This window comes from uncultured Ramlibacter sp. (genome assembly GCF_936925435.1).
Taxonomy (GTDB): Bacteria; Pseudomonadota; Gammaproteobacteria; order Burkholderiales; family Burkholderiaceae_C; genus Ramlibacter.
This window is the reverse complement of sequence record NZ_CAKZHQ010000043.1, coordinates 71567-79165: the sequence shown is the minus strand read 5'-3', so window position 1 is coordinate 79165 and position 7599 is coordinate 71567. Positions and strand designations below refer to the sequence as shown.

7 protein-coding genes are annotated in these 7599 nt (G+C 68.2%); all 7 read right to left on the bottom strand.

Annotated features, from left to right (window positions below):
- Positions 1 to 1322, bottom strand: a 1322-nt coding sequence (gene hflK, locus Q0632_RS16655; RefSeq protein ID WP_298932229.1) for an FtsH protease activity modulator HflK, incomplete at its 3' end; no start/stop codon positions are given.
- A 39-nt stretch (positions 1323 to 1361) separates the two neighbouring features.
- The gene (gene hflX / locus Q0632_RS16650) at positions 1362 to 2597 is read right to left on the bottom strand and encodes a GTPase HflX (protein ID WP_298932227.1); all 1236 of its coding nucleotides are present in this window, start codon (positions 2595 to 2597) and stop codon (positions 1362 to 1364) included.
- A 60-nt stretch (positions 2598 to 2657) separates the two neighbouring features.
- Positions 2658 to 2906, bottom strand: a complete 249-nt coding sequence (gene hfq, locus Q0632_RS16645; RefSeq protein ID WP_298932225.1) for an RNA chaperone Hfq — start codon at positions 2904 to 2906, stop codon at positions 2658 to 2660.
- A gap of 128 nt (positions 2907 to 3034) precedes the next feature.
- A complete protein-coding gene (der, locus tag Q0632_RS16640) occupies positions 3035 to 4372 on the bottom strand; it encodes a ribosome biogenesis GTPase Der (protein WP_298932223.1) in 1338 nt (445 codons plus the stop codon).
- A 14-nt stretch (positions 4373 to 4386) separates the two neighbouring features.
- Complete coding sequence (gene bamB / locus Q0632_RS16635) at positions 4387 to 5520, bottom strand: outer membrane protein assembly factor BamB (protein WP_298932241.1); 1134 nt, start codon at positions 5518 to 5520, stop codon at positions 4387 to 4389.
- Positions 5521 to 5552: 32 nt separating this feature from the next.
- Entirely contained in the window at positions 5553 to 6254 is a 702-nt protein-coding gene (locus Q0632_RS16630) for a tetratricopeptide repeat protein (protein ID WP_298932222.1), read from the bottom strand.
- 13 nt (positions 6255 to 6267) lie between these two features.
- Positions 6268 to 7593, bottom strand: a complete 1326-nt coding sequence (hisS, locus tag Q0632_RS16625; protein ID WP_298932220.1) for a histidine--tRNA ligase — start codon at positions 7591 to 7593, stop codon at positions 6268 to 6270.
- Positions 7594 to 7599 lie beyond the last annotated feature (6 nt).

The following is a 7599-nucleotide window of genomic DNA, read 5'->3' as shown; positions in this document are numbered from 1 at the left end:
GGCGGCCCCTCGGGGGGTGGCGGGCGGCCGGGGCGGCGGGGCGCCCCCCGGGGCGGGGGGGGCGCGGGGGCGCGCCGCCGCCCCGCCGGCGCCTCGGCGGCAGCGGCGCCGCCCTGGCTGACCTGCTGCATGATCTTGTCCAGCGGCAGGTACAGCATGGAGCCCTTGCCCGAATCGACCAGCACCTTGGTCACGTTGCCGTAGATCTGCTGCATGGTGTCCAGGTACATGCGGTCACGCGTGACCTGGGGCGCCTTCTGGTACTCGGTGAGCACCGAGCGGAAGCGCTGGGCATCGCCCTGCGCCTGCGCCACGATGCGCGACTTGTAGCCCTCGGCCTCTTCCTTCAGGCGTGAGGCCGAGCCGACCGCGCGCGGGATGACGTCGTTGGCATAGGCCTGGGCCTCGTTCTTGGCGCGTTCGCGCTCCTGGCCGGCCTTGAGCACGTCGTCGAAGGCCGCCTGCACCTGCTCGGGCGGGCGCACGCCGCCTTGCTGCAGGTTGATGCCGACGATCTCGACGCCGACCTTGTAACGGTCCAGGATGGTCTGCATCAGCTTGCGCACGTTGGGACCGATGGAATCGCGCCCCTCGCCCAGCGCGTTGTCCATCTTCATCTTGCCGATCACCTCGCGCACCGCCGTCTCGGCGGCCTGGGTGATCGCGTCCTGCGGGTTCTTGCTCTCGAACAGCCAGGCCCGGGCGTCGCTCAGGCGGTACTGCACGGCGAACTTGATCTCGACCACGTTCTCGTCCTCGGTCAGCATGGCCGAGTCGCGCAGGCCGGTGGCCTTGATGATGGTGTCGCGGCCGATGTCGATCGAGCGCGTCTGCGTCACGAAGACCAGTTCATGGCGCTGGACCGGGTACGGCAGGCGCCAGTTGAAACCGGCGCCAGCAGTGGACTTGTACCGGCCGAACTGGGTGATGACGGCCTGCTGGCCTTCCTGCACGATGAAAAAGCCCGTGCCCAGCCAGATCAGCACCACCACGGCGGCGATCAGGCCGGCACCGATGCCGGCGCTCTTCATGTCGGGCTGGAAGCCGCCGCCATTGCCGCCGCCCCCGCCGTTGCCACTGCCTTCGGGCCGCCGGCCCTTGCCGCCGCCGAACAGGCCACCGAGCTTGCGGTTGAAGTCACGCCAGAGTTCGTCCAGGTCGGGCGGGCCCTGGTTGGGGCCCTTGGGCGGGCCGTTGTCAGGCTTATTGCCTTCGGACGGCTTGTCGTCGCCGCGCCCCCAGCGAGGATCGTTCAGGTTGAACATGCCACGGAGGCGGCCCTTGAGCCCGGCCCAGGACAGGCTGGGGAAATGAAGATTCATGCGCTGGCTTCTCTTTCTTGGTTCACGCATTGTGCCCAATCACACGGCCAGGCCGTGCAATTCAGGGGTATCGTGCAGGGGCTTAGTCCCGTCGCCCACAGCGCCGGCATCGCGGCGGCGCTGGCCGGCCTCCAATGCCAGCTGGGCGCGCAGGGCGGCCAGGCCGGCCCCGCTGCGGGCACTGACGAACAGGCGCGGGACGGCCACGCCATCGAGCTCGAAGACGTCGGCCAGCTGCGCCGGCTCGCGGCCGGGCTCCAGGGCGTCGATCTTGTTGAACACCAGGACCAGCGGCACCTCGTGCGCGCCGATCTCCTGCAGCACGCGCTGCACCTCGGCGATCTGCTCGGGGTAGTTGGGATTGGCGGCGTCGACCACATGCAGCAACAGGTCGGCATCGCAGGCCTCCTGCAGCGTGGCCTGGAAGGCATCGATCAGGCCGTGCGGCAGGTCGCGGATGAAGCCCACCGTGTCGGACAGCGAGACCGAACGCCCGCCGCCCTGCCCGTCCTCGCCCACCGTGCCATCGGCGTTGGCCAGGTAAAGCTGTCGCGTCGTGGTGTCCAAGGTGGCGAACAGCTGGTCGGCCGCGTAGGCGCGGGCCTTGACCAGGGTGTTGAACAGGGTGGACTTGCCGGCATTGGTGTAGCCCACCAGCGAGATGTTGAAGGCGCCCTGGCGCTCGCGGTGCCTGCGCTGGGTCTGGCGCTGCTTCTTGACCTTGTGCAGGCGCTCCTTGGTGCGCTTGATGGCCTCGCCGATCATGCGGCGGTCCAGCTCGATCTGTTTCTCACCGGGGCCGCCGCGCACGCCGGCGCCGCCGGTCTGGCGTTCCAGGTGGGACCAGCGCCGCACCAGGCGCGTACTGACGTACTGCAGGCGGGCCAACTCCACCTGCAGCTTGCCTTCGTGGCTGCGCGCGCGCTGGGCGAAGATTTCCAGGATCAGCAGGGTGCGGTCGTTGACCGGCAGGCCCAGGTGGCGCTCCAGGTTGCGCTGCTGGGCCGGGCTGAGCGACTGGTCGAACAGCACCTCGGCGGCGCCGTACTGGGCCGCCAGGGCCTTGATCTCGTCGGCCTTGCCGCTGCCGATGAACAGGGCTGCGTCGGGCGCCTTGCGCTTGCAGGAAACGCGGGCGACCGGCTGCAGGCCGGCGGTCTGGGCCAGCAGGCCCAGCTCTTCGAGCTCAGCGTCGAAATGAGGAAGGCCCAGATCAACCCCGACAAGGATGACGGGGACGGCGGAGCTTGCTTGGGGTTGGGACAATGCGGTCACCCGGGGTGTTTCAGGAATGGAACACGCCCGGCAGAGCAACCAGGCGCCATGCGCCTGGGCTCAGGCTGCGGGCGCTTCGTTGCCTTCGGCCGTGGAGAAATTCACGGCGCGTCCGGGCACGATGGTGGAAATCGCGTGCTTGTAGACCATCTGCGTCACGGTGTTGCGCAGCAGCACGACGTACTGGTCGAAAGACTCGATCTGGCCTTGCAGCTTGATCCCGTTGACGAGGTAAATCGACACCGGTACATGCTCCCGACGCAAGGTGTTCAGGAACGGGTCTTGTAGGAGTTGCCCTTTGTTGCTCACGATATTCTCCGTGTTCGGAAATGTTGAAAGGAAATTGCACCTTACCACAGCAGCGGCGCGGTGCAAGTAGGCGCTGGCCGATACCAGCCACAGATGGGCATGGCTGCCGGCTCTTCAAGGGCCGCCCGCTACTCCTTGTCGGAGTAAGGATTCTTGGAGGTCTTCATCTCGATGCGCAGCGGCGTGCCCACCAGCTTGAATTCCTTGCGGAACCGCGCTTCCAGGAAGCGCTTGTAGGCGGCCGTGACGTGCTCGAGCGAGTTGCCGTGCACCACGATGACCGGCGGGTTCATCCCACCCTGGTGTGCATAGCGCAGCTTGGGGCGGAACATGCCGGCGCGCTGGGGCGCCTGGAAGGACACCGCCTCGAGCAGCAGGCGCGTGAGCACCGGCGTCGACATCTTGACCATGGCCGAGCGGTGGGCGTTGGCGATCGCGCCCCACACCGGGCCCAGCCCCTGACGCTTGATGGCCGAAATGAAATGCATGTCGGCGAACTTCAGGAAGGCCAGACGGGTCTCGATGGAACGCTGCACCAGCTCGCGCTGGTAGTCGTCGGCCAGGTCCCACTTGTTGATCGCCAGCACCACGGCACGGCCGCTCTCCAGGATGAAGCCGGCGATGTGCGCATCCTGGTCGGTCACGCCCTGGGTGGCGTCGAGCAGCAGCAGCACGACGTTGGCCGACTCGATCGCCTGCAGGGTCTTGACCACCGAGAACTTCTCGATCGCCTCGAACACCTTGCCCTTGCGGCGCAGGCCGGCGGTGTCGATCAGCTCGAACTTCTGGCCGCCGCGCTCGAAGGGCACCGAGATGGCGTCGCGGGTGGTGCCCGGCATGTCGAAGGCCACCAGCCGTTCCTCGCCCAGCCAGGTGTTGATCAGGGTGGACTTGCCGACGTTGGGTCGGCCGGCCACGGCCAGTTTGATCACGCCGGTGTCCTGCTCCTGCCCCTCTTCGTCGGGATCGGGCAGGTTCAGCGGCGCCAGCGCCAGGTCGATCAGGTCGCGGATGCCCTGGCCGTGCGCCGCCGACATGCCGTGCACGTCGCCCAGGCCCAGCTCGTAGAACTCGGACAGCTTGACGCCGTCGGTCATGCCCTCGGCCTTGTTGGCCGCCAGCACCGTGGGCTTGCCCAGCTTGCGCAGGTAGTTGGCGATGTCGTGGTCCTGCGCCGACACGCCGGCCCGGCCGTCCACCACGAACACCACGACGTCAGCCTCGGCGACCGCCTGCCGGGTCTGCTTGGCCATCTCCATGTAGATGCCGCTCTCGGCCGTCGGCTCGAAGCCGCCGGTGTCGATCACGATGTACTCGTGCTTGCCCTGCTTGCCCGTGCCGTAATGGCGGTCGCGCGTCAGGCCGGCGAAGTCGGCGACGATGGCGTCGCGCGATTTGGTCAGCCGATTGAAGAGAGTCGACTTGCCGACATTGGGTCGGCCGACGAGGGCCAGAACTGGTTTCATGCCGCCTTGATGCGTTATTGCGGCACGAAGCCGTAGACACCGCCGTTGTGGGTGACCACAACCATGGTGTTGCCGGCCACGACCGGGGCCGCGGCAATGGCCGAGCCATCGGTGGTAACGCGCGCCAGCAGGCTGCCGTCCTCGCGCGACAACAGATGCACCATGCCGGTGCTGTCGCCCAGGATGACCGATCGGCCCAGGGCCAGCGGCGCCGTCAGGCCGCGGTACTGCAGGCGGTCGGTGACCCAGGCGCGCTCGCCGTTGTCGCGGCGCCAGGCCACGACCTTGCCGTCGCTCTCGCTGCCGAAGACGTTCTGCGCATCGCCATGCACGCCTTCTGAGCCATTGGCTGGCTTGCTCCACAGCAGGGTGCCGCGGGCGGCATTGACGCAGCCCACGTTGGTCTGGAAGGCCCGCACGCAGACTGTGTCGCCCACCCGGCTGACGCTGCCCACCAGGTCGACCAGGCGCTCGATGTCGTTGGTGCCGCGCGGCGTGGCGATCGGCGACTCCCAGCGGATGGAACCATTGATGGGGTTCAGGCCCGCCAGCCGGCCGGACTGGCCCACCACCAGGGTGTCGCCCACCGCCAGCATGACGCCGGCCTGGCGCAGCACCAGCGGCTCGCCGGGACGCTGCTGCGTCCACAGCTTGCGGCCGCTCTGACCGTCGAAGGCCGAGACCGAGCGGTCGCCGGCTAGCACGAAGACCCGGCCACCGGCGACGAAGGGCGAGGTGTAGCTTTGCGCGCCCAGCTTCTCACGCCACAGGACCTTGCCCTCGGCCAGTGCCACCACTTCATTGGCGCGCGTGACCACCGCGCTGACCTTGCCGTCGCTGCCCACACCGGCGGCGATCGGGCCACCGACGCTGACGCGCCACAGGTCGCGGCCGGTGGCCGCGTCGATCGCCGCCACCGTGCCGTCGCTGCCGGCCACGGTCACATTGGCGCCATTGACCTGCACCGACAGCGGCAGGTCGACCTGGCCGACCCGCGCCGTCCAGGCCTGGCGCAGGCCGATCAGATTGGGGCTGGGCGCCAGTTCGGCCGGCTTGGGTTTTTCCGTGTTGCTGCCGCCAAGGAAGGACGGCATCATCGAGCAGCCGGCCAAGACTGCTACTGAAACAGTAGCAACAAGCGCCCGCATGACGGGGGCTGCAAGCCGATTCTTCATGTGAATCATGGTTTGGCGGCTCCTGAAGCCGCACCAGCAGCCGGGGCCGGGGCCGGGGCCAGCGGCTTGGGGTCGGCGCCCAGGGCATTGAGCTTGACCTCGACCAGGCGGCGGTACTCGGCGCGCTCGTCGAAAGCCTGCCAGGCCTTGGTGTACTCGGCCTTGGCCTCGGCCTTCTTGCCCTGCAGCATGTAGATGTCACCGCGGCGGTCTGCCGCCAGCGGCTCGAATTCCTTGGGGAAACCCGCGGCCAGCTGCTTGAGCGCTTCGTCGTAGGACTTGGCTTCGACCAGCACGCCGGCCAGCCGCAGCCGCGCCACCGCCTGGTAGCCCTCGTCGCTGGCCTTGTCGGCCACCCAGGCCAGGGCTGCACGCGCGCCCTCGGTATTGCCCTTGTCGATGAAGACACGGGCAGCCACCATACCGGCCTGCTGCGCGTAAGCGGTTGCGCCGAACTTGTCCTTGATGTCGCTGAAGGCGCGCTCCACGCGGGCCGTGTCACCGGCCTGCGCGGCGCGCTCGACCTCGTCGTAGATCGCCGAGGCCTGGACCGATTGCGTGCGCTGCCAGTACTGCCAGCCGTTCCACGCCGCGATGCTGCCGAACACGGCGATCAGCACCCAGGTGATCAGGTTGCCGTAGCGGTTCCAGAAGTGCTTGAGCTCGGCAAGCTGTTCCTGTTCTTCGAGATCGAGATGTTTGGCCATTGGGGTTCTTGAATCAAGCCCGCGATTGTAGGGTGTGGGCCCAGCCCGCCGGCGCGGCCAGGCTCTGGCGCTGCTGCGCCCCGCTGCCGTCGCGCAGCGACTTGACAGTCACTTCACCGGCGGCCAGTTCGTCGGCGCCGAAGATCAGCGCATAGGCGGCGCCGCTGCCGTCGGCTTTCTTGAACTGCGATTTCATGCTGCCCAGGCCCTCGGCACCGGCGCCGTGCTGCAGCACCCGCACGCCCTGGGCGCGCAGCGCTTCGAGCGTGGCCGCCACCGGCGCCAGCGGCGTGCCCGGCGGCACGATGGCGTAAACGTCGGGCGCCGCGTCGGGCACCGGCAGGCGCAGGGCCTGGACCAGCAGCAGCAGGCGCTCGATGCCCAGGCCAAAACCAACAGCCGGCGCGCTCTTGCCGCCCAACTGCTCGATCAGGCCGTCATAGCGGCCGCCGCCGCAGACCGTGCCCTGCGATCCGAGCTGGTCCGTGACCCACTCGAACACCGTCAGGTTGTAGTAGTCCATGCCGCGCACCAGGCGCGGGTTGACGCTGTAGGCCAGACCGACGGCGTCGAGCACGGCACAGACCGACTGGAAGTGCGCCAGCGACTCAGTCCCCAGAAAGTCCATCAGCTTGGGCGCCTGCTCGATCAAGGCCTGCATCGCCGGGTTCTTGCTGTCCAGGATGCGCAGCGGGTTGCTGTGCAGGCGGCGTGTGGCCTCCTCGTCCAGCTGCGCGGCATGGGCCTCGAAATGGCGCACCAGTGCCTCGCGGTGGGCGCGGCGCTCCTGGGGCTGGCCCAGGCTGTTGAGTTCCAGACGGACATGCTGGCCTTCGATCAGGCCCAGCTCGCGCCACAGGGCGCGGGCGATGAGGATCATCTCGGCATCCACATCGGGGCCGGCCAGGCCCAGCGCCTCGACGTCCAGCTGGTGGAACTGCCGGTAGCGGCCCTTTTGCGGACGCTCGTGGCGGAACATCGGGCCGACCGTCCAGACCCGCAGCGGCCCGTTGTACAGCGCGTTGTGCTCGATCACGGCGCGCACGATGCCGGCCGTGGCCTCGGGCCGCAGGGTCAGCCTGTCGCCGTTCATGCTGTCGACGAAGGAGTACATCTCCTTCTCGACGATGTCGGTCACCTCGCCCAGGCCGCGCACGAACAGGGCCGTGGGCTCGACGATGGGCGTGAGCAGGTTCTGGTAGCCGTAGCTGGCCAGCACCTTGCGCACGGTCTCTTCAAACCATTGCCACAAGGCGGAGTCGGGCAGCTTCTCCGTGCGCGGCACGGAGGGCGGCAAGATGTCGTTCATGCCTTTGACGGCATTGAGTTTCTCGGCCATGGTGTC

What these genes read in the sequence shown, in the direction of transcription:
- der (WP_298932223.1), bottom strand. Translation starts at nt 4,372, where the DNA reads ATGAAACCAGTTCTGGCCCTCGTCGGCCGACCCAATGTCGGCAAGTCG.
- bamB (WP_298932241.1), bottom strand. Translation starts at nt 5,520, where the DNA reads ATGCGGGCGCTTGTTGCTACTGTTTCAGTAGCAGTCTTGGCCGGCTGC.
- Q0632_RS16630 (WP_298932222.1), bottom strand. Translation starts at nt 6,254, where the DNA reads ATGGCCAAACATCTCGATCTCGAAGAACAGGAACAGCTTGCCGAGCTC.
- hisS (WP_298932220.1), bottom strand. Translation starts at nt 7,593, where the DNA reads ATGGCCGAGAAACTCAATGCCGTCAAAGGCATGAACGACATCTTGCCG.